Consider the following 21,046-nt stretch of genomic DNA (forward strand, 5'->3'; position numbering starts at 1 on the left):
AATCCATCTTATTTATTTGTCATTCACGGAGTGATTCTTTTGTGCTAACTGACCAAGAGCATCATCAATTAAATCGATAGCTTCATCAAACCGATACTGGTTAATCATAGACAATATGGGCTTTAACGCTTGCCACATTGCGCTGCTGACTTGGGGCTTTAACGCCTCAATTTTAGCCACAGCGCTAGCATCGGCCTCATCGAGACTTTGGCGCAGGGCATGTAATTCGGCCTTCAAATTTTCATTAGATAATAAATCAGCCGCTTGCGGCTCAAGCTCATTAACTGTTGCAGGCTTAGCGCACTCGATTGCATCGCAGATAGAACTCACTAAGAGTTGAATTTGTGCAAGTTCATCGTCAAATGGCGTCTTTTCAGTTAAATGTAACTCCAATAAACGCGCTAACTCGACTAACTTAGGTGAGCTTAAATTACCCGCTAATCCTTTTAAAGTATGGGCAATACGCACAGCATCTTCGACTTGATTAGCAGTAATAGCTTGTTGAATTTTAGCCACCACATCACGTTGGCTCATCACAAAACGATCGAAAATACGTTGGTAGAGTCGCGGCGAATGCTGCACTAGCTGTAATCCTCGATCAATATCTAGCTCAGGGTGTTCTGGCCATTGAAGTAACTGCGCTTTTTCTATGTTTTTTACAGATTCATACAACCGCTTCGATATTATTGTTTGTTCTGGGGTGACAGCACCTTCGGTGGTAGAGCCGTTATTCGAGGGCGCAAGATATTTTAGTAATGTTTGATATAGCACATTCACATCGATGGGTTTCGCAATATGGTCGTTCATGCCTGCCCTGATGCACATTTCCTTGTCGCCAGCCATCGCATTAGCCGTCATGGCGACTATGGGTAAATCAGCAAATTGGGGGATTTTTCTTATGGCTTGAGTGGCTTGATAACCATCCATCACCGGCATTTGGCAATCCATTAAGACCAGATCAAAATACTGTTGAGCCAGTTTATCTAAGGCGATTTGACCATTCGTCGCAATCGAGAGAATAATACCGACTTGCTCTAAAAACTCGCTCGCCACTTCAAGATTCATCTCGTTATCTTCGACTAATAAAATACGTTTTCCTTGTAGTGGTAATAACAATTGAGGGTCCAACTCTTCACTGCTACGCCTTACGGGTAATAAACCGCTGCGGCCAACCGCATTCATAATACCATCGAGCAAACGTGAGGCGCTGATGGGTTTACTGATGTATCCCGCCAATGCTAATTGCTCAATCTTAGTGAGAAAATCATGATTGGCGTGGGCTGATACCATCAAGATTTTGGGCTCAGGCAAAGCCCGTGATTGAGCCTGTCGCTGAATTTGCCGAACCGTTTCTATCCCGTCCATTTCCGGCATTTTCCAATCAATCAAGGCCACGGCATAGTCTTGCTGAGCACAACGTATCACGGCCTCTTCACCGCTGCGTACGGTGTCAACGCTAAAGCCCATACTTTCGAGTGTGGTGCGCATAATGTCCCGAGCGGTAGCATTATCATCCACCACCAGCACAGGCATACCTTCTAACTCTTGCTCAAGTACCAGTTTTTGACCATCTGCGATTTGTAACTTCACCGTAAAATAGAAATTACTGCCATGACCAAGTTGGCTCTCAACACCTATGGTTCCTCCCATTAGCTCGACTAACTGCTTAGAAATAGCCAGCCCTAACCCTGTGCCGCCATATTTACGGGTGGTTGAGGTATCGGCTTGACTAAAGGATTTAAACAATTTCTCCTGCTGCTCAGCAGTTAAACCAATACCGGTATCGCGCACGCTAAAACGTAACGTCACATCATCATCTTGTTGCTCGACTAAATTCAGCGACAGTAATACTTCGCCTCGCTCAGTAAATTTAATCGCATTATTCACTAAATTTATCAGTACTTGGCTTAAACGCAGCGAATCTCCATGTAAGTATCGTGGCACATTAGGGGCTACGGCAAATAGCAGCTCAAGCTGTTTATGTGCCGCTTTTTCGGCAAACATATCACTGAGATCTTCAAGCAGAGTATCAAGCTGAAATGACACCGCATCAATGTCTAACTTGCCAGCTTCAATTTTAGAAAAATCGAGAATGTCATTGATGATTGAAAGTAAAGATTTTGAGGCACGCTCAATTTTCTCTACATAGTTTTTTTGTTTTTTATCGAGCCCCGTCTGTAGGCATAATTGAGACATGCCAATAATGGCATTCATCGGCGTGCGGATTTCATGGGACATATTCGCTAAAAAGTCACTCTTAGCCTTATTAGCTGCATCGGCCTGTTCTTTAGCCTGTAACAGTTCATCGGAGAGTAATTTAAGCTCTGTCATATCGACCATGCTGATCACAGCTGAGTCAAAACGCCCATTAACATCGACTAGTGCTGATACATTAACTGTCATCCAGAGCGTTTCACCCGAGGGGCGAATAAAGCTTCGTTCTCCGCGATAATGGCTAATTTTACCGTCGGTTAATTGTTTAAATTGTGTCTTGGCGATAATTTTATCTTCTGCACTGAATAACTCAAAAATCGTGCTCTGGCATAAGTCATCACGGGTGCGCGTCATATCGGCGCAGAATTGGTCGTTACAATCTAAAATAACGCCCTTGATATCCACATTGACTATGCCAATTGTCGCCCCATCAAACAGCGCCTTAAAATGTGCTTCGCTGAGCGCTAACTCTTGCTCCATCGCTTTACGTTGGGTTATGTCCATCACATAACCATTCCAAGTAATCACCCCATCAGTATCTATATTCCCACTGGCGCCCGCTTCCATCCAACATATGCTGCCATTAGGATGGCGATAACGGAACTCGCGGATCCACTGCATCTTGTCGTCACTTTTCCCTGACAGCGCTAATACAACATCCGGTCTTTCCTCGTCAAAAATCCGCTCCGATATCATATTAAAATCATTCATTAACTCATCACGGGGCAGCCCTAACATTTTCATCGCTGCGCCAGAGAGAAAAGTAAATCGACGTTCTGATGCCGAATGCCATAATAATTGGTACACAGTACAAGGAATCGTCTCGGTAATATTGGTCAATTGCAGCCGCGATGCCTCCAATTGCCCTAAGGCAAACTTACTCTCTGTGATGTCATCGATACTACCGTCAAACCACTGGGCGATACCGTTTTCGGTGTAACTTGCCTTACCTTTGTCATGTACCCAACGAATACTGCCATCTCGATGGCGGATACGATACTCCACTTCGAAGGTTTCTTGTTGCGCTAAAGCAGCATCGATATGTTGATAGCAAAGCGCCCTGTCTTCTTCCAAAATTAATGAAGAATAAGTGCGCTGATTATTATCAATAAACTGGCTCGCCGCATAACCGGTAATTTCAGCAATATTGTCACTCACATATTCCATCACCCACACTTTGCCCAGACGAGTGCGATATACGGCGCCAGGAATATTCATCACTAGTCCGCGAAAACGTTGCTCGCTATCACGGATTTTCTGCTCTATGGCGAGCTTTTGTGTCATGTCGCGTATTGAAGCAGCCACTTGCCTGTTGCCATCAATATCGGCAGGGAGAATACTCAACATAATTTCTGCAATAAACTCACTGCCGTCAGCTTTTAGCGCCCGTACATGACGCGCACTTGCTATAGCGCTATCAAAGCCAGAGCGCATAAATTGTCGCTGCTCAAGTAGGCTTTTATCACCAAGAGCTTGGGGGATTAATGTATCAACCTGCAAGCCCAGCATAGTTTGCGCATCGTAACCAAACAGTTGCTGGCAACGACTATTACTAAAAACAATATGGCCCTTTTTATCAACAATCAGCATGGCTTCTGGCGCGGCCTCAAGCACGGCATTTGACCAAGCTGCCGCCGAAAACTGCTCGGTCACATCCGTGAATAACATCTCCACAGACATTAATTCACCCGTATCCGAAACCAAGGGTTGCATAAATACATCAAGCCTTTTCACATGCCCATTAGCATCAAGCATTTCGACTTGATGTGAGGGGACGTTTTCGCCGTTTAAAGCCAAATTAGTGTATTGCCAGTTTTTTTCATTTAGAGGGTTAACCGAAAAGAGCCGTTGATATTTACGCTTCAATAAATCAGGAGGGATACCCAGCACTTTAGTCACGCCTTCACTGACTTGCGCTAAATGACCATCTGGTGCGAGAGAGCAATAAAAGGATTTATCACTCATACCATCAATTAATCGGGCAAACCGATTGCCGCGAGAATCAAGAATCGCTTGTTCACGTTCAGCGAGCAATGCTGCCATATGATTAAAAGCATGGCTTAACGTCACGATCTCACTCACCGCACCTTTAGGTACCGTTAGCGGCGCTAATTTACCTTGCCCAAAAGACATAATGCCGGCTTCTAATAACTCTAACGGCCGAGTCAGCCGCTTAGCCGCCAAATAACAGGTCAGTAATAACAACAGCATTAATAAACTTAAATCGAGAATACTCGCCATCGCATCATCGAGTAATGAATTAAATAAATCTTGCTCTGGCGCTAGCACAATCACTCGCCACTTCAACTTTGAAACGGTAGCAATACTCGCAAGATACACTACATTTTTATCATCGATAAACCGAACCTGACCATCAAGCCCTTTATCCTGCAACGCCCAAAAGTCGGCATTTATAGGTTTGTTTTTATCTAACCATGCTGTTGAACTGCTCGCTAATATTTTGCCCCTATCGAGGTGGTATATCAGCCGTCCCTGATTATCTAAAATAACTAAACGATTAGGAGTAACCCCTAATTGCTCAGGTAACCGCTCTAAGGCTAAATCAACTGTCGTCACACCAAAATACTGGTCTATCGCACCAAAGGGGGCAGAGTAGGTCACCATCAGTGTATTGCCAGCACCTTTATCAAAATAGGCTTCAGTCCAGTAACCGCCAGTTTGATTAATGGCTTTGCTCCACCAATCCCAAGTACCATCGGTATAATCGTAACCTTCAACGCCAATATCGAGATAAAGCAGTTCACTATTATTGCTCGTATCACGATAAACATAGGGTGAGAACAGTTTTCGAGTAGTGAAGGTATTGGGTTTAAATGCGACTGCAGAACCAAAAAAATCAGAATTACGTTGAAGTCGATTAATTAAGACATGCTTGAGTTTCTCGGCGTCGTTAATGTCTTCTTTACTTGACAAAAAGCCGATGAAGTCAGCGAGACCTTGAGTGTTGGCTTGTGCATATTCGAGTAAACGCTGTAGGCGATAAGCCGAATGGCCCACCTCTTGTGTCAGACTATGGTACAGCCTCTTCTCAGTAGAGAGATAACTAAACCAAGCATTGACAGCATAAACGCCCGCCATAATTAAAATCAAAGGCAAGGCAATGCGGGATAAAATTTTACTGCGAAACGTACGAAGTTTATGTTTATTCATAACGCCGCCCTAAAGCCTCCGATTTTATAAGCACTATTTTAAAATAGTGCTTATAAAATAAACGAAGAACCTAGTGGCGACAATGTTAAAGCTAAAAATACATAAAGTAATTTATTGTTTTAACAACATTAATAAACAGTGTCTAAGGTGCGATTAGGCAAAATACGGGTAAAATAGCTTTGGGTTTCAGCAATAATGACATGCCTTAGGCCCACAATTGCGATCAGGTTTGGTATTGCCATCAAGCCATTAACGGTATCAGCTAGCAGCCAAATCACGTCTAACTTGATAAAAGCCCCACCGGCAATCAACACTAAAAACATCACTTGATACCCGCGCAGTCCACGCTCACCAACTAAGTAATACCAACAACGTTCACCGTAATAATGCCAGCCTAAAATAGTGGTAAAAGCAAAGCACACTAGAGCAATTGTCACCACATATTGACCCACTATCGCAGAGCCTCCGAGGGCAAACGCCGCGCTAGTCATTGCAGCACCTGCCGTTTCACCACTCCATACGCCTGTGATGATCAACACTAAACCTGTCATAGTGCAAATGATAATGGTATCGAAGAAAGTGCCCGTCATGCTCACTAACCCTTGCTCAACCGGCTCATTGGTTTTAGCCGCAGCCGCAGCAATAGGCGCGCTGCCAAGACCTGACTCATTGGAGAAAACACCGCGGGCAATACCGATTTGAATCGCCTGTGCCACCGTTGCTCCTAAAAATCCTCCCGCTGCCGAGAGGGGTGTAAAGGCCGATTCAATCACTAAACCTAAAGCGGGTAAGATTTCTTCGGAAAAACCAACAAGGATCCACACACACGCCAGCACATAACCCACTGACATGGCAGGCACTAACTTTTGCGCCACATTCGAAATACGCTTAACGCCACCTAATGTTACCGCCGCCACTAAAAGCGTGAGTACCGTCGCCGTGAGCCAAGTTGGCACCTCAAAGGCGATGGTCAACGCATCGCTGATGGCGTTGACCTGCGCAAAAGTACCAATACCGAAAAAGGCTACGCCAACCCCAAAAATGGCGAACAATTTTGCCATCCAAGGTAACCCAAGGCCACGCTCAATATAATACATGGGCCCACCAGCAATCTGCCCGCGGGCATCGGTGGTGCGGTATTTTACCGCCAACATGCACTCAGCATATTTGGTCGCCATACCAAAAAACGCCGCCAGCCACATCCAAAATAACGCGCCCGGACCGCCCATTTTGATGGCTGTCGCCACGCCGACAATATTGCCCGTACCAATGGTGGCGGATAGTGCAGTACACAGCGCCGCGAAGGAAGATAAATCCCCGTGCCCTTTTGCCGGTTTAAATAACAACCCCAGCGCCATAGGCAAGCGAAACACTTGAATAAGTTTGAGACGAACGGTGAGATAAACGCCTGTACCCACCAGCAAACACAAGGTGATAGGGCCCCAGACAATGCCATTAATGCTGGCAAGAAAAGCTTGAAAACTCATGATATTCCTCGAATATTAAACAACAAAATTAATAAACGGAGGAGGAAAAGAAATGGCTGTGACGCGCCGCAGTCGGACGCTATAGCAAACTATTTTAAGCCTGTTCTCAGTTTAGACTCGCCCAAGCTGAACGCCAAAAACGTTGCAAGTAAGTAGTCTAAACGAGTGCTTTTAATGGCGGAAAAATGCGCTATTACAAGCAAAAGGTAAAAATAGCCCACGACGACAAACGACAGGGACTCTGCAGTCATCCTCTCCTCTGTCCTTTTGCCTGAGCGTTTCGCATCGTAGCGTTTAACATCACGACACTTTCGCCTTCGGCGCCACCTGACTGCACAATAAAGGCAATTGGTAGTCTCTCCAGAGGCTCGTCCAGTAACAGTCCTCGCCTTATGGCACCTGAAAGAGTGCTTTGTTTTTATCAGAAGATTTGCTTCGATAAAACCAAAGTTGCCTCGTCGGTGTGGGGTCAATTCCCCACTCTCCTGCTACCTTCATCCGAACGGATTGCTAGCCTAAGATATCAATCTCATGCAAGCAGGCGCACAGAATGCAACAAACACGGCGTCAGCTCAAGCCGTTTACCCTCTGTTGGGAGTAGATTTAATTCAATTGATTATTTTTGCGTCAAATGATGATTTACAGTTAATTGTTATGTTTATGATCCCATTACAGGAAAAATCAGTATCTATCTGAATAGAAAATGCTTTATGTTAAACATGAGATTGCAATGCTAAGTTATCACCATACTTACAAAACGGCTTACCTCACACACTGCCAATGGATATGAAGGAGTGGCTCAATGGCCGACGTCGCTAAACTTAACCAAGTTACTAAGGGCTTTCGCGATGGCGAGCAATATCATCAGGTACTGCAAGCGGTCGACCTGCAAATTAATCGAGGCGATACCGTCGCCCTCACAGGCCCCAGCGGCAGCGGTAAGAGCACCTTACTCAACTTGATTGCTGGTTTTGAAATGCCAGACTCAGGAGAGATTTTACTCAACCAAGCGTCCACATCACATTGGCAGGATAAAGATTGGAGCCATTTCAGACGCCATTCTTTAGGGGTGGTTTTTCAACAATTTAATTTACTCACGCCACTCAACGTCAAAGATAATATTGCCTTTCCCTTAAGTTTAACGGCGCAGCCATGGTCAGCTTGGTGCGATTATCTGGTTGAAAAACTCGGACTACTCCCACTACTGCATCGACAGGTTGAGGCGCTATCTGGCGGTCAACAACAGCGGGTCGCCATAGCTCGCGCCTTAGCTCATAAACCGACTCTGCTATTAGCCGACGAACCCACAGGTAATTTAGATGATGTGTCGGGTAAACAAGTGATGGCACTGCTGTGTGAACTGGCTCAGGAAAGCCAAACCAGCATCTTAATGGTTACCCACAGTGAAGAGTGCGCCGCTTTTATGCAAAAACGCTGGCATTTATCCCAAGGCGCAGTGGCTATCTATGAAAAATAAACAGCTCACTAAGGCGGCTCCAACAAAACTTGAGTCACGTTCGCTTACCCTAACCTGGCTCAGCCTAAAGGTCTTTATTGCTCATTACCGCCATGCGCCATTACAAGCCGGCGCCATTTTGCTCGGTATAGCCTTAGCTGTGACGCTGCTGATTGGGGTAAAAGCGACCAACGATAATGCGGTGCGCAGTTATAGCGACGCAACTGAGCTTTTGAGCCAGCGTGCAGATGTGCTACTTACGCCGCCACTTGGGGAAAACAGCTTAAATGAGTCAGTTTATTTTGCCTTAAGAACAGCCGGATTAAGTCAAAGTCTCGCCGTGGTGAATGGAAAAATAAGCGGTAAAAACGGGCAGTTCTGGCAATTGGAAGGTAGCGATCTGATTGCCGCATTAACACTACAACAATCCAGAAATAGTGGCTCGAGTGAAACGTCGCTCACCTCCTCGCCGCAGATAAATGACTTACCACTTGCCGAGCTACTGAGCGGCGCGCCCACAGTAATCATGAGCCAAAGTCTCGCCGCTAAAGTGGCGCCAGATGGTAAACTTATTTTAGAAAATAGCAGCTTAGACGTCATTAATATTGATGACAGTTTTGGTCTGGGCAGTGCCATTTTGGCAGATATCTCCCTCGCCCAGCAATTACTGAACATGCAAGGCCAGCTCAGTTATATCGCTATGTTCAGTGAACGAGCAGACCTACCTCAACTAAAATCCCAGCTCGATGCCTTGGGCATCACGCCGCAAAAGGCCAGTTTTAGCCAACAAGATCAAGGCCAAGCCTTGATAGCGCTGACCCGCAGCTTTCACCTTAATCTCAATGCCATGAGCATGTTAGCCTTCGTTGTCGGCCTGTTTATCGCTTACAACGGTGTGCGCTACAGCCTAATGAAACGACAAAAACTGTTAGTGCAGTTACTGCAACAGGGGATCGAGCGCCGCGCCTTAATGACAGCGCTGATGCTTGAATTAGTCTTGCTGGTGGTTATAGGCTCAAGTTTGGGCTTTATCAGTGGTTTACAGCTTAGCCACTGGCTGCAACCTATGGTCGCCATGACCTTAGAGCAAATGTATGGTGCCCACTTGCTGCCCGGGATTTGGCAATGGACTTGGCTTTTTGAAGCGATTGCCCTCACCTTAGCCGCCGCCCTCGCCGCTTGTTTACCGTTATATCGAGATCTCACGCGCCAAGCACTGGCACAAGGGGCGAATCGTTATCAGCAGATGCAGGCGCATCGCAAAACTCATAGTATTCAATTTGCCTCAGCTTGTGGTCTGTTGGGCATAGCAGCGTTGCTGTTTCCCTTCAGCCAAAGCTATAACATCAGCTTAGTATTACTCGGTATCGTCACTATCGCTATCCCGCTACTGTTGCCACAACTATTACATTGGGGCGTCAGCGCCTTAATGCCCTTGGCACGCCCTGGATTATGGCAATATCTACTCGCCGAAACCCGCGAGCTTATCGCGCCGCTCTCCTTAGCTATGATGGCAATCTTGCTGGCGCTAAGCGCCAATGTGTCGATGAACACGCTCGTTGGCAGTTTTGAACAAACCCTGCGCACTTGGTTAGAGACCCGCTTACATGCCGATCTTTATATTCGTCCACCGAGTCAGCGCATCGATACCATACAAACCCAGCTGATGCATGACCCTAGAGTCAGCGGCCTTTATCAACAGTGGCAAATTGAAGCCGAACTTTCACTGCCTGCATCTACAGAGAATGCGAGCGAACAGACGATTCCCGTCAGTCTACTCAGCCGCGATGATTATTCTGTTCGCCACACCAGCGCCCTAAAGGAAAGCCTACCAACACTGTGGCAATCCTACTTTAACGCCCACGTTATTTTGGTGAGTGAACCCCTTGCCCTCAAATACCAGCTTAAACTGGGTGACAATGTGTCATTAAATGCCCTCGCAAAAACCGGTAACAGCCAAGCAATTATCGGCGGTATTTATTATGACCATGGTAATACCCGCAACGAGGTCATTATTAGCCAGCCACTTTGGCAACAAGCGCAATTGCCGCTACTGCCCATCAGCTTGGCGGCGAGTTTTCACGGTGATAAGCAAGGCAGTAAAATCACTGAGACAGCGCTTGACCAACTCCAAGTTGAATTGGCGGCCGAGCTAGGCTTATCCCAGGCACAAATTTACAGCCAAACCAAGATTAAAACTCAAGCTATCGCCATGTTTAAACGAACTTTTTCCATTACCTTAGTGCTGAATAGTTTGACGCTGATTGTTGCTGCTATTGGCCTTTTTAGTGCCTGCTTAATGTTGACGCAGGCAAGGCAAGCGCCACTAGCACGGCTGTATTCCCTCGGCGTGAGTCGTAATGCGCTGCGCGGCATGGTGTTTATGCAGATGCTGATTGTAGTACTGATCACTTGCTTGCTAGCTATGCCAACGGGCGCACTGTTAGGCTACTTGCTGATTAACAAGATCACCTTGCAAGCCTTTGGTTGGACGATAAAAATGATTTGGGATTGGCAAGCCTATGGCCATGCCATATTGATTGCTTTAGCCACGTGTACATTAGCCGTGCTCTTGCCACTGTATTGGCAAACCCGCAAACCTCTCGTCGCCAGTCTGCAACAGGAGACCCTGTGATGAAGGCTCTTAATTTGAAGCGTATGTTATGGGCCGCTATTGGCTTAATGCTTATCGGCGGCTGCGGTAAAGCACCATCGACGCAAAGTAGTCAGCCAAAATCGATGGCTAATGTGGTAGGGAATACCTCGGGTACTCAAGATGATCTGGCATACACCCCGGTCGTTCCTGGCTATAAATTTGAATTCCCACGCGATCACTTAACACATAATGGTTTTCGACAAGAATGGTGGTATCTGACGGCTAATTTAACTACCGAAAAAGGAGAGCAACTCGGTGCCCAATGGACACAATTTAGAGTTGCCCTTAAATCGTCCAAGCAATCAATAAAAGATACGCTGCCTAAAGACAAATCCACTTGGGCTACAGACCAACTGTATTTGGCCCACAGCGCACTCACTTCAAGTACGACTCACCTTGCCCACGAAAAATGGTCACGCCGTCATAACGAGTTTGCCGATGTAACATTAAGCCCCTATCAAATACGCCTCGATAACTGGCGCTGGCAGAGCGAGACTAATGCCTTATTCCCCGCCACATTAACGGTGGAAAACCCTGACTTTAGCTATCAACTAAAGCTGAATAGCCAAGCGCCACTGCAATACCAAGGCGATAACGGCTATAGCCTCAAAAGCCGCGACGGACAAGTGGCATCTTACTATTACAGCCAACCCTTTATTGAAATCAGCGGTGAAATTAGCCGTAATGGCAAAGTTGAGCGAGTGACGGGTCAAGGCTGGCTCGACAGGGAATGGAGTTCGCAGTTCCTCACTAAAACGCAACAAGGTTGGGATTGGTTCGCGCTCAGGTTAAACGATGGATCGACGCTGATGTTGTTTCAGTTACGGGATCAATCACCAACAGAGGCCACCACAAATACCCCTATCTCGGCATTTTATAGCGCCAGAAGAATGTTTGCTGATGGCACGGGGCGTAATATCAATTCCACCGACAACCCCAATGACATTCAGATGACGCCGCTCAAATGGCAATATACCGTCAATGGCGATTACCCCGTCAGTTGGCAGGTTAAAATTCCCAGCGAGAATATCAATCTCACTATCACCCCACTTAACCCTAATAGCGCCATGCCATTATCGACGCCCTACTGGGAAGGCCCAGTACAGCTCTCTGGCAGCCATACTGGCACGGGGTATATGGAACTGACGGGATATTGAGTGAATGACAAACTTTGGGGCATCTAAAAACAATTAGATCATGCAGCTAGAGCCGACGTCAGCATCGATATTTAGCTGTTGATCTAACGTACCCTGTAGCAAGGGGCGGGTTGAAGCAGTGCCCAGATTTTTGACTCGCACAATATCGGCTAATATCGCTAGGGCAATTTCTGCCGGAGTTTTACTGCCAATAGCTAATCCTATCGGTGCATGAATACGTGATAACTGGTCTTTTGTCAGCTCGCCAATGCGTTCTAAACGTTCACGGCGTTTGGCACTGTTACGTGTTGAACCCATAGCCCCGATATAAAATGCGGGGGTGTTAACCGCTTCCATCATCGTTAAGTCATCCATGCGCGGATCGTGAGTCAGGGCGACTATCGCAGTATTAGAATGGCAGCCATGTTGTTCCAGATATTTTGCAGGAAAGCTGTTGATCACATTCGTATTGGGTGGGCATTGCTCAGCCAGCGTTGCCAATACATTTTCACGGGGTTCCAACAGCACAGTTTCAAACCCCAAAGCATGGGCAAACTCTAAACAGTAATGCGCTACAGGTGAGTAACCGGCCACTAACAGGCGCGGCGCGGCGGCGATACGAATTTCAATGTCGGGATGTTGGTAACAAATAGCGGTAGTCCCAGTTAACTCTTCGGGCACTATCGCGCTACAGGCTTCAGGCAATCGCAGTTGTTTACGCATAGCTTGATAACCTTGCACGGCTTGAAGCTGCTGCTGTAGATATATCACGCTCAGTTCGCTTGCCGGCAGATACTCCACCAATATCTCTAAAATACCCCCACAAGGTAGCGAAACATCGGGAGCCAGTTCGCCATCGCCATAACGGATCACTTGACTGAGTTGTTGCCAGCGACCTTTCGCTATCTCGCGAATAAAATGATCTTCCACACAACCGCCAGACAAGGAGCCCACTTGTCGCCCATCTTGCATAGCCACCAATAAGGAGCCTGGTGAACGCGGTGATGAACCCCAAGTATGCAGCACGGTACAAAGCCATACTGGGCTGGATTGCACCCAAATTGCGGCTTGTTGTAGTACTTTGGCATCTAATGGTTGGGAGAGATACGACATGAACAGTTCCTGCAACGACAAGTAAACGGCGTTAACGCTACCGCTGACTTCATAAGAATATAAATAAGGCCCGCATTAAAAAACGGGCCTTTAGGGTTACGCTTTAATCAATGCGGCTTTAACATCATTCGCAGTCATGGGCAGCTTACGAAGACGCACACCAATGGCTTGATAAATCGCATTAGCAATGGCGGGCGCAACGGGTGTGACGGCCGGTTCGCCCAAGCCTGATGGAGCATAGGAGCTGGTGATAAATTCAATATTTACCTCAGGCGTTTGGCCAATACGTAGTGGTGTATAGCTATCAAAGTTTGAATCTTTGAACTTGCCATTAACCAACTCAGTACCTTCGTACAGTGCCATCGACAATCCCCAAAGAGCAGCGCCCTGACACTGGGCTTGCGCACCATTGGGATCAACGATAATGCCCGCATCCACGACCACTTGCAGTTTTTCTACATGTACAAGTCCAGTGCTTTTATCAACTCGAACTTGCGCAGCAACGGCAACCCAAGTGGGCATATCACGCTCTTGTCCAAAGGTCGATGCTATCCCCATACCACTGCCTTCAGGCAAAGCAGTACCCCAACCAATCATCTCGGCAGCTTTTTGCAATACCGCAGCTTGGCGCGCGGCGCCACCAGAGGCAATAGGGCCGCTGCCAGCATTACGGCCTTGAGCGGTCAACAGTGCTAAACGAAATGCCAAGGGATCTTTACCCGCATGGTGCGCGGCTTCATCCATAAAGCTTTCGAGCGCCCAATTGGTCCAGCCAGGGCCGACTGAACGCAACCAACCGGGACGGAATGAGGCGTTAGCAAGATCGTTAGAGACTGCCCGCACCTTTTGTGCGCCAACACTGTACCAATGATCGGCGCCAGCAATAGAGAATGGATCAAACGATTGGCCATTAACCCCTTTAGGCATAAAGACAGGGATCATCACCTCGGTCGGCCAACCCGCAGTGGCATGATGTTCCATTGCAATAACAGTTTTATCGGCGTTAAAGGCCATTTTCAGTTGTTGCACAGAAGCCGATCGCGGACTATCAAACTGCAAATCTTGTGCGCGCGTAAACACCAACTTAACCGGCTTACCGCCCAGAGCTTTAGACACCAGCGCGGCAGGCACTGTGTAGTCACCGTTAAGACGACGACCAAAACCACCACCAAGCATATAAGCGCGAATAAGAATGTTATCTTCAGCGACACCAAGGGCTGCTGCCAATACCGAGGTCGTTAACGACTGCCACTGACAACCTGAGTGGATTTCCCATATACCGTCTTCGTTCTGAAATACCAGCGCATTGAGCGGTTCCATCTGCGCGTGTAACACAGTGCTGGTCAGATATTCAGACTCAATAGTCGATGCAGCTTGGCTAAATACTGGCTCAGTATTGACATCGCCCGTATCAAGAATGGCGCCTTTACTGCTGTCTTTTAGCAGCTCGCGGCCGTGGTTGATAATATCGACCTCTGACACATTTGCCGCAGCGCCTGCTTGCCAACTGACTTTGACTAATGCAGCAGCTTTATGCGCGGCGTAATAACTGTCAGCAATAACAACAAGCCAACCAGGTACCGTCTGACTTGGATCTTCAAGCACTAATGTTTGCTGATAACCTTTAACTGCTTTGGCAGCCGAGTCATCCATTGCCGTCACAGTTGAGCCATAACGAGTCGGCGGCAAAATAGGGGCAGCGTAAACCATACCGTCGATTTTGGCATCAATACCAAATACGGTCTTACCGGTAGTTTTATTGCTGATATCGAGCGACGTTACCTGCTTGCCGACTAATTTCAAATCGTCATTAGGCTTAAGCGGTAGCGCTTTAAGCTCTGCTTCAGTGAACTGGCGATTGACTCCTGCGGCAATAAGATCACCATAACTTATCTCTTTGTTACCACAGATAACTTTGCCGTTACTGGCGTGGCATTTACCCACAGGTACAGCCCATTTTTTGGCAGCCGCCTCAAGTAATGCAGTGCGACCCGCAGCACCTGCCTGACGGTATACTGACCAACTTTGTGACACAGACCAGCTGCCACCTGTAACCATTAAGCCCCATTTTTTATGACTATCAACGTGGACAATTTCTACATCGTCCCAGTTGGCTTCCAGCTCATCGGCTAAAATGCGAGCGATGGAGGTACCCACATGCTGACCCATTTCGGCGCGAATAATGTTGACCTTGATTTTGCCTTTAGCATCAATCGAATACCATAATGATGGTTCATACAGCGAGCCGTTATCAGGTAATAGTGCCCCACTTTCAGTAGCAGGGTCCATCGCACTCCAAGACGTACGCGGAAAACCAAAACTCACACCCACTGCGGTCATCGCAATTAAAAAACCTCGGCGTGTCATGCCAGAATCTTTATTTCTATTAGGCAATCTTGACATGGCTGGCCTCCTTCATTGAATCAGCAGCTTCGTGAATCGCTTCGCGAATACGCACATAGGTCATACAGCGGCAAAGATTACCACTCATTACTGCATCAATCTCTGCATCTGTTGGCTGTGGAATATCTTTCAACAGCGCCGCAGCCTGCATAATTTGCCCTGACTGACAGTAACCACATTGTGGTACCTGATGTTTCTGCCAAGAAATCTGCAGTGGGTGAGCCCCTGTTTCAGATAAGCCTTCAATCGTGGTAATACTGGCACCTTCAACGGCAGATATAGGCGTCACACAAGAGCGCGTCGCCCGGCCACCAACATGCACAGTACAGGCTCCACAAGTGCCAATACCGCAACCAAATTTGGTGCCTGTCATATCCAGTTCATCACGGATAACCCACAACAGCGGGGTTTCTCCGTCTACATCGGCAGCCACAGGCTTGCCATTCAAAATAAATTTAGCCATTGCTCACTTCTCCCGTGATTAATGTTCAAAGCGTGGTTGAAGACGGATCTCAGCCACTTTTTGTTTTAGGTTAGGCCAAGGTTGTTCACCGGCAGATTGACGTAGATAGGTTGCAATCGCAGTTATATCTTCATCCGATAATGCGTCACGGAACGCGGGCATAACCACCCCAGTGATACCTTGATTAGCACGGAAGCCGTCAAGTGTGACATTGATAAGATTCGTAGGATCATCCAAATGCAGTGCACTGCCTAATGCCAGTAGTGGGCGCCCCTTGTTAAGCTCGCTACTACTGTAATGGCACGACTGACAAGAAATCGCATATAAGCGAGCACCATTATCAATACGCGGATCAGGCAGTTGTTGTGACTCTAGAGCCGCTTTAAGCGCCGGGCTACTGGCAGGATTATCACTGTGATTGCCCGCAAGTGCGCCAAAATAAACACTAATCGCTTTGAGATCACTATCAGACAGGGCCGATAGACCTGCATGCACAACTGGCGCCATCGGGCCTGCTGCACTACCGTGGAAAGAAGAATTACCAGTACGTAGGTACTCATTAAAATCATCAGCGCGCCACTTCAATGGTGCTTTACTGCTCGTGGTCAACGATGGCGCAATCCAGCCATCAATAGCGGCTCCGCTATACATCTGGTCACGTTTTTCACCACCAAGCGCATTACGTGGTGTATGACATGCCCCGCAGTGAGCAACGCCTTGTGCGAGATAAGCACCACGGTTCCATTCTGCGGATTCATCGGCTTGCGGTTCAAATGGGCTGGTGTCGGCAAACAACAGTTTCCAACCCGACTGCAAGAAACGAATATTAAGTGGGAACGGGATACCGTTATCGATTTTTTGCTGACTAACAGCGGGGACTGACGACATGATATAAGCATAAACCGCCTTAATATCTTCATCCGTCATCTTATTAAAATGCTCGTATGGAAATGCTGGCAGCAAGTGGTGCCCATCACGGCTCACGCCAGTTCGCATCGCACGAATAAATGCTTCTTCTGACCAATTGCCGATACCGGTCTGAACGTCAGGGGTAATATTACTAGAGTAGATAGTGCCGAAATCGGTGTGCATTTCGTAATTACCTGCATACGGAGATCCACCTGGAGTGGTATGGCAAGTACTACAGTAACCGGCAGCGGCCAGCACTTTACCTTGCGCAATCACATCTGCAGAAAACTGTTCTTTCACGGGTGGCGTTATCGGTGCCATCGATGGATGCCAAGCATAAATGCTAAAAGCGCCCACAACGACGATAGCAGCAATAAACACGCTATATAAACTGCGTTTACGCATATTACATTGCCTCATAAATTTTTGGTTTTTGATGGTAAAAAGACGAGGCAAAAACCTCATATTCCCTTTATAAATATCACTTGATTATGTTTGCGCGAATAAATACTGACGATCGTGCTCACGAAGTACACATAAACTGTGATCAAGTTTACAAAAGTACACTAGTGTAAACCTATACTCCCTTAGCCGCTAAGAGTAATGCCTTATAACGGGTGATTTTTTAATGATAGATGAAGAAACAAGCAACGATAACTAACATTGCACCATGGCTTTATCAGTGCTGATTAAAAATCGTATTAATAGAATATAACTTTGACTGATATGGCGTCATTGCGACGGTAAAGAAATGTATATCCAACTAACTGCTATCAACAAAATATATTATCCAGTTTATGTGTTGTAGTCAGTATCATCCGTGATTACACCACTTATTAAGCACAGCGTTTATCTCTACATCATTATTAAAGCCACTTCCATCGATGATAAAATTCACGGCTTACATTCCAAACTGAGAGTTAGATCACTGGCGAAAAGTTGATCCGGATCGACTATCACTTTCAATACCTCTTCAGAGGTATTCACACACTATTTATGCGGTCTACACTCGCCAACATTAAAGCCTATTCATCCCTATCCAGCGTGTTATCTACCCGTTTGATATATCAGTAAGCTGAACCTTAGCGCAAAAGAGTGAGGAAAGATTATGAGCATAAATCGCCGCGAGTTTCTCAAGGCTAACGCAGCAGTTGCCGCTGCGACCGCCGTTGGCATAACGCTTCCCATTAAAATGGTTGAAGCTGCAGAGCAACCCGACAATATCAAATGGGATAAAGCTCCGTGCCGCTTTTGTGGTGTTGGCTGTAGTGTGTTAGTTGGTACTAAAGCGGGTAAAGTCATTGCCACTAAGGGCGATCCAGAAAGCCCAGTCAACCGTGGTCTTAACTGTATCAAAGGGTATTTTTTATCAAAAATCATGTATGGCAAAGACAGATTAACCACGCCATTACTACGGATGAAAGACGGTAAATACCATAAAGAAGGCGAGTTTACTCCTGTGAGCTGGGATATAGCCTTCGATACCATGGCCACTAAATGGAAACACAGTATCGCCACCAAAGGCCCCACCTCTGTGGGTATGTTTGGCTCAGGTCAGTGGACAATTTGGGAAGGTTATGCCGCCTCTAAACTCCACAAAGCAGGCTTTCTCACTAACAATATCGACCCCAATGCGCGCCACTGTATGGCATCTGCCGTGGGCGGTTTTATGCGTACCTTCGGTATTGACGAGCCCATGGGTTGTTATGATGATTTAGAAGCTGCTGACCAGTTTGTACTCTGGGGCGCGAACATGGCCGAAATGCATCCTATCCTGTGGGCGCGTATCACAGATAGACGTTTAAGCAGCCCTACGTCGCGTGTGCATGTATTGTCTACCTTCGAGAATCGTAGCTTCGACTTAGCCGATAACCCTATGGTTTTTCGACCACAATCGGACTTAGTGATCCTTAATTTTATCGCCAATTACATCATTCAAAACAATGCAGTCAATACTGACTTCGTTACTAAGCACACTAACTTTGCCTTAGGTGACACCGATATTGGTTATGGCCTACGCCCAGAACACCCACTCGAACAAAAAGCAAAAAATCCTGGTAGTGGCAAATCTAAGCCGATTAGTTTTGATGAGTATGCCAAATTTGTTAGCACCTATACGCTAGAATATGCGGCTCAGATGAGTGGTGTTGAACCTGCAAAACTGCAAACCTTAGCAAAAGCCTATGCCGATCCTAACGTTAAAGTCATGAGTCTGTGGACCATGGGCATCAACCAACATGTTCGTGGCGTATGGGCGAACAATATGCTCTACAACATCCACTTACTCACAGGTAAAATTGCCACTCCAGGTAACAGTCCATTCTCATTAACGGGGCAACCATCAGCCTGCGGCACCGCCCGTGAAGTCGGTACTTTCTCACATCGTTTACCCGCCGACATGGAAGTGACTAACGAGAAACATCGCGCTATCACTGAAAAAATATGGCAACTACCTGAGGGCACCATTCCGCCTAAGCCAGGTTTCCACGCTGTGCAACAGAGTCGAATGCTCAAAGACGGCAAACTCAACTGCTACTGGACCATGTGTACCAATAACATGCAGGCGGGCGCTAATATCAACGAAGAGATTTATCCGGGCTTCCGTAATCCAGAAAACTTTATCGTGGTTTCAGATCCTTATCCCACTATCACCGCAATGGCGGCAGACTTAATTTTGCCAACGGCAATGTGGGTTGAAAAAGAAGGCGCCTATGGTAATGCCGAGCGCCGTACCCATATGTGGCACCAACAGGTTAAAGCCCCCGAAGGCGCGACCTCAGATTTATGGCAATTAGTCGAGTTTTCTAAACGCTTTAAAGTGTCCGAAGTCTGGCCTGCCGAGCTCATTGCTAAGCAACCTGAATACGCGGATAAAACCCTTTATGAAGTGTTGTTCGCCAATGGCGTGATCGACAAGTTTCCCACCTCAGATTGCAAAGCTGAGCTCAACGATGAGAGTGAACACTTTGGTTTTTATCTGCAAAAGGGTATTTTCGAAGAATATGCCACCTTTGGCCGCGGCCATGGCCATGACTTAGCCGATTTTGACCGTTACCACGAAACTCGTGGCCTACGTTGGCCTGTGGTTAACGGCAAAGAAACCCTGCGCCGTTTTGTGGAAGGAAGCGATCCTTACGTTAAAGCGGGTGAAGGCTTTAAGTTTTATGGCAAACCCGATGGTAAAGCGGTGATCTTCGCCCTGCCCTACGAGCCTGCCGCCGAAGAGCCGAATGAAGAATACGATCTATGGATGTCGACTGGCCGGGTGTTAGAACACTGGCATACAGGTTCAATGACAGCTCGCGTACCCGAGCTTTATCGCGCCTATCCTGATGCACAGATATTTATGCACCCAGAAGATGCCAAAGCTCGCGGCCTGCAACGCGGTGACGAAGTCGTTGTAGCATCGCCACGCGGTGAACTTAAAACACGTGTTGAAACCAAAGGTCGCAATAAACCACCACGCGGCGTGGTATTTATGCCTTTCTTCGATGCGCGCCAGTTAGTCAACAAACTGATATTGGATGCGACCGATCCCCTGTCAAAAGAAACTGACTTTAAAAAATGCCCAGTGAAAGTCTTCAAGGCGGAGAATAACCAATGAGAAAAATACTCACCTTAACTGCGTTACTCGTCGCCATTACCGGCTGTTCAGGTCAGCAAACCGACTCCAACGCAGCACCCGTTAATATTCAATCCCTCGCAGGAAACATGGCGATCACCGACATTCGCCCAGCCGATGCCATGGCGATTTATCCCAGTCGCGGCACCGCCATTGAGCGCAGTTTTAGCGAGCAACCACCGCTCATCCCGCATAAGGACGATTACAAGATCACCTTAGATAAAAATGGCTGTTTAAGCTGCCATAGTTGGGACAAGGCAAAACGCATGAAAGCCACGCCAGTAGCTAAGTCCCATGTGATTGATGATAAAGGCACCGTTAACGGGCATAACTATTTCTGTACTCAATGCCATGTCGCTCAGGCCGAAAATAAGCAACCACTCGTCGAGAATCAATTCTCCGGCAAATAAACCACA

The 21,046-nt window shown here is 47.0% G+C and carries 11 protein-coding genes and 1 riboswitch; of the genes, 5 read left to right on the forward strand and 6 right to left on the reverse strand.

Features of this window, described 5'->3' with window-relative positions:
* Window positions 1-12: 12 nt before the first annotated feature.
* Window positions 13-5,385 (reverse strand): PAS domain S-box protein, encoded by a 5,373-nt coding sequence (locus ACRN9H_RS14910; protein ID WP_432314830.1) that lies wholly within the window; start codon window positions 5,383-5,385, stop codon window positions 13-15.
* A gap of 128 nt (window positions 5,386-5,513) precedes the next feature.
* Window positions 5,514-6,872: an alanine/glycine:cation symporter family protein gene (locus ACRN9H_RS14915; RefSeq protein ID WP_432314832.1), complete on the reverse strand. Its 1,359-nt coding sequence runs from the start codon at window positions 6,870-6,872 to the stop codon at window positions 5,514-5,516.
* A 249-nt stretch (window positions 6,873-7,121) separates the two neighbouring features.
* Window positions 7,122-7,246, reverse strand: a riboswitch (glycine riboswitch).
* A 428-nt stretch (window positions 7,247-7,674) separates the two neighbouring features.
* On the opposite strand from ACRN9H_RS14915, the gene ACRN9H_RS14920 reads away from it, so the two are divergent.
* Genes ACRN9H_RS14920 through ACRN9H_RS14930 form a run of 3 tightly spaced genes read left to right on the forward strand, consistent with a single transcriptional unit; the run spans window position 7,675 to window position 12,141 of the window.
* A complete protein-coding gene (locus ACRN9H_RS14920) occupies window positions 7,675-8,349 on the forward strand; it encodes an ABC transporter ATP-binding protein (RefSeq protein ID WP_107883652.1) in 675 nt (224 codons plus the stop codon).
* Window positions 8,339-10,963: an FtsX-like permease family protein gene (locus tag ACRN9H_RS14925; RefSeq protein WP_432314834.1), complete on the forward strand. Its 2,625-nt coding sequence runs from the start codon at window positions 8,339-8,341 to the stop codon at window positions 10,961-10,963. Before ACRN9H_RS14920 ends, ACRN9H_RS14925 begins: the two co-directional genes overlap by 11 nt.
* The gene (locus ACRN9H_RS14930; protein WP_432314835.1) at window positions 10,963-12,141 is read left to right on the forward strand and encodes a lipocalin-like domain-containing protein; all 1,179 of its coding nucleotides are present in this window, start codon (window positions 10,963-10,965) and stop codon (window positions 12,139-12,141) included. Before ACRN9H_RS14925 ends, ACRN9H_RS14930 begins: the two co-directional genes overlap by 1 nt.
* Before the next feature lie 33 nt (window positions 12,142-12,174).
* Here the strand turns inward: ACRN9H_RS14930 and ACRN9H_RS14935 are convergent, their stop codons facing one another.
* The 4 genes from ACRN9H_RS14935 to ACRN9H_RS14950 form a co-directional block, all read right to left on the reverse strand.
* The gene (locus ACRN9H_RS14935) at window positions 12,175-13,233 is read right to left on the reverse strand and encodes an XdhC family protein (RefSeq protein WP_432314837.1); all 1,059 of its coding nucleotides are present in this window, start codon (window positions 13,231-13,233) and stop codon (window positions 12,175-12,177) included.
* A gap of 96 nt (window positions 13,234-13,329) precedes the next feature.
* The gene (locus tag ACRN9H_RS14940; protein WP_432314839.1) at window positions 13,330-15,636 is read right to left on the reverse strand and encodes a molybdopterin cofactor-binding domain-containing protein; all 2,307 of its coding nucleotides are present in this window, start codon (window positions 15,634-15,636) and stop codon (window positions 13,330-13,332) included.
* Window positions 15,620-16,099 (reverse strand): (2Fe-2S)-binding protein, encoded by a 480-nt coding sequence (locus ACRN9H_RS14945; RefSeq protein ID WP_076497719.1) that lies wholly within the window; start codon window positions 16,097-16,099, stop codon window positions 15,620-15,622. The genes ACRN9H_RS14940 and ACRN9H_RS14945 overlap by 17 nt, the downstream gene beginning before the upstream one ends.
* Window positions 16,100-16,117: 18 nt before the next feature.
* Window positions 16,118-17,413 (reverse strand): cytochrome c, encoded by a 1,296-nt coding sequence (locus ACRN9H_RS14950; protein WP_432314841.1) that lies wholly within the window; start codon window positions 17,411-17,413, stop codon window positions 16,118-16,120.
* A gap of 703 nt (window positions 17,414-18,116) precedes the next feature.
* Between ACRN9H_RS14950 and napA the strand changes: the two genes are divergently transcribed.
* Window positions 18,117-20,612 (forward strand): nitrate reductase catalytic subunit NapA, encoded by a 2,496-nt coding sequence (gene napA / locus ACRN9H_RS14955; RefSeq protein WP_432314843.1) that lies wholly within the window; start codon window positions 18,117-18,119, stop codon window positions 20,610-20,612.
* Window positions 20,609-21,040, forward strand: a complete 432-nt coding sequence (napB, locus tag ACRN9H_RS14960) for a nitrate reductase cytochrome c-type subunit NapB (protein WP_432314845.1) — start codon at window positions 20,609-20,611, stop codon at window positions 21,038-21,040. Before napA ends, napB begins: the two co-directional genes overlap by 4 nt.
* The last annotated feature ends 6 nt before the right edge of the window (window positions 21,041-21,046 follow it).

The sequence above is a fragment of the Shewanella sp. MF08487 genome (assembly GCF_050848685.1).
GTDB lineage: Bacteria > Pseudomonadota > Gammaproteobacteria > Enterobacterales > Shewanellaceae > Shewanella > Shewanella glacialipiscicola.

Coding starts and splice junctions, on each gene's coding strand:
- ACRN9H_RS14920 (WP_107883652.1), top strand. CDS start 7,675: ATGGCCGACGTCGCTAAACTTAACCAAGTTACTAAGGGCTTTCGCGAT.
- ACRN9H_RS14950 (WP_432314841.1), bottom strand. CDS start 17,413: ATGCGTAAACGCAGTTTATATAGCGTGTTTATTGCTGCTATCGTCGTT.
- ACRN9H_RS14940 (WP_432314839.1), bottom strand. CDS start 15,636: ATGTCAAGATTGCCTAATAGAAATAAAGATTCTGGCATGACACGCCGA.
- ACRN9H_RS14930 (WP_432314835.1), top strand. CDS start 10,963: ATGAAGGCTCTTAATTTGAAGCGTATGTTATGGGCCGCTATTGGCTTA.
- ACRN9H_RS14935 (WP_432314837.1), bottom strand. CDS start 13,233: ATGTCGTATCTCTCCCAACCATTAGATGCCAAAGTACTACAACAAGCC.
- ACRN9H_RS14925 (WP_432314834.1), top strand. CDS start 8,339: ATGAAAAATAAACAGCTCACTAAGGCGGCTCCAACAAAACTTGAGTCA.
- ACRN9H_RS14910 (WP_432314830.1), bottom strand. CDS start 5,385: ATGAATAAACATAAACTTCGTACGTTTCGCAGTAAAATTTTATCCCGC.
- napB (WP_432314845.1), top strand. CDS start 20,609: ATGAGAAAAATACTCACCTTAACTGCGTTACTCGTCGCCATTACCGGC.
- ACRN9H_RS14915 (WP_432314832.1), bottom strand. CDS start 6,872: ATGAGTTTTCAAGCTTTTCTTGCCAGCATTAATGGCATTGTCTGGGGC.
- ACRN9H_RS14945 (WP_076497719.1), bottom strand. CDS start 16,099: ATGGCTAAATTTATTTTGAATGGCAAGCCTGTGGCTGCCGATGTAGAC.
- napA (WP_432314843.1), top strand. CDS start 18,117: ATGAGCATAAATCGCCGCGAGTTTCTCAAGGCTAACGCAGCAGTTGCC.